This is a genomic window from Dietzia sp. DQ11-71, from assembly GCF_014144995.1.
In the GTDB taxonomy this organism is placed as follows: domain Bacteria; phylum Actinomycetota; class Actinomycetes; order Mycobacteriales; family Mycobacteriaceae; genus Dietzia; species Dietzia kunjamensis.
Map to the genome: position 1 here is coordinate 1 of NZ_JAALDT010000046.1, position 1,596 is coordinate 1,596.

2 protein-coding genes are annotated in these 1,596 nt (G+C 72.3%); one reads left to right on the forward strand and one right to left on the reverse strand.

Features of this window, described 5'->3' with window-relative positions; genetic code table 11:
• A partial coding sequence (locus G6023_RS01850) for an IclR family transcriptional regulator (RefSeq protein ID WP_182633936.1) occupies positions 1–665 on the reverse strand: 665 nt, incomplete at its 3' end.
• Between the two features lie 77 nt (positions 666–742).
• On the opposite strand from G6023_RS01850, the gene G6023_RS01855 reads away from it, so the two are divergent.
• A partial coding sequence (locus G6023_RS01855; protein ID WP_241727613.1) for a 13E12 repeat family protein occupies positions 743–1,596 on the forward strand: 854 nt, incomplete at its 3' end.

The following is a 1,596-nucleotide window of genomic DNA, read 5'->3' on the forward strand; positions in this document are numbered from 1 at the left end:
AATGCGGCGACGGCCCGCGTCCGGCCGGCGTGTTCCTCGTCGTCGTCGTCGAACACCGGCGCCGCCACGCAGTACAGGCCGGGCGTGAGCTCGGCCCGGTCGACCGCGCGCCTCCTCCGTCGTATCTCCGCGAGCTCCACCGCGAGGGCGTCGGGGGAGGTCAGAGTGGTGTCCGTCCACTCGATCAACGGCCCCTGCGCCACGCGGTCGGCCGCGTCCTCGTCGAACGCGAGCATCGCCTTGCCCACCCCGGTGCAGTACGCGGGCAGGCCGCCGCCGATCCGCGACGGCGACGGGATCGGCCGCGGCCCGTGCAACTTGTTGAGGTAGACCACCTCGTCCCCGTGCAGGGTGGCCAGATGAACGGTCGCGCGTGTGGCCTCGAAGAGGTGGGCAAGGAACGGTGTGAGTACCCGACGGATCCGCTCGTACGCCGGCGAGACGGGGATCGGGTCCAGCTCGTGCACCAACGGACCCAGCCGGTAGCGCTGCCCGATCCGCGTCACCGCGTCGTTGCGCTCGAGCGCGGCCAGGAGGCGCAGCGTCGTGGACTTGGCCAGCCCGGTCTCGCGCGCGATCTCGCTGAGCGTCATCCCTGTCCCGCCCGCCGTCACGCGTAGCACCTCGAAGGCGCGGTCGACGGGAGAGGAGGGGGGCTCGGTCATGCGGCGAGTGTAGCGCGCGGGTCGGACACGGGAGGCCGGGCGGATCGAACGCTTGCGCTAACGCCTGCCGTGTCGTAATGTCGAACACAGGTTCTAGATCGAGCGCGACGGGGGTGGGGGAACTGTCGACGACGAAGTCACTGTTCGCGGTTCCGGAATCCCTGGGCGGGCTCGACTCGACGGCGGTGAGCGAGGCGGCGCGAGCCGCGACCCTGGCGCAGAACCGGGCAGGTGCGACCCGGCTGGAGGCGGCAGCGGCCCTGGTCGAGCAGATGTCCCGGGCGGATGAGGTCGGCACGGGCGTCGACCGCACCGAAGGGGTCGCCGGGAGCGGTGCTCGTGCACGTTCGGCATACGCACGGTTGGACCCGCAATCCAGGGCTCGTGACCATCTCGTGGCGGCCTGTCAGCTCACGTGCTGGCACGCCGCGCGTCTGGTCACCGCCGGGGTCCAGATCCATTCGCGGCTCGCGCGACTGCGGGCCTCGGTGGAGCGCGGGGTCGTTCCCGAACAGCTCGCCATCGACATCGCCTGCAAGCTGGCCGAGGTGCCCGACTCGATCGTCTCGGACGTGGAGGACGAGGTCGTGGCGGGCATCGTCGACGACCTGGACGGCGGTGACCGGCCGACTCGCAATTCGGTGGACGGCCGGATCGATGAGGCCGTCGGCCGGCTCGACCCGGAGGGCGCCGAGGATGCCCGGGCCCGGGCGGCGCTCACGCGTACGGTCCGGTTCCGGTCGGGCCGGGACGGGATGGCCTCGATGTGGGCGAAGCTGCCTCTGGCCGATGCGGAGTTGCTGCGGGGACGTATCGAGACCGACGCCCGCGCTGCCTCCGGAGACGGGGTGCCCGGCACGCTGGATCAGCTGCGTGCCGACGCTCTCGCCTCCCTCGCCGTGTACGCCCCGGCGCCCGCCCCGGCCCCGGC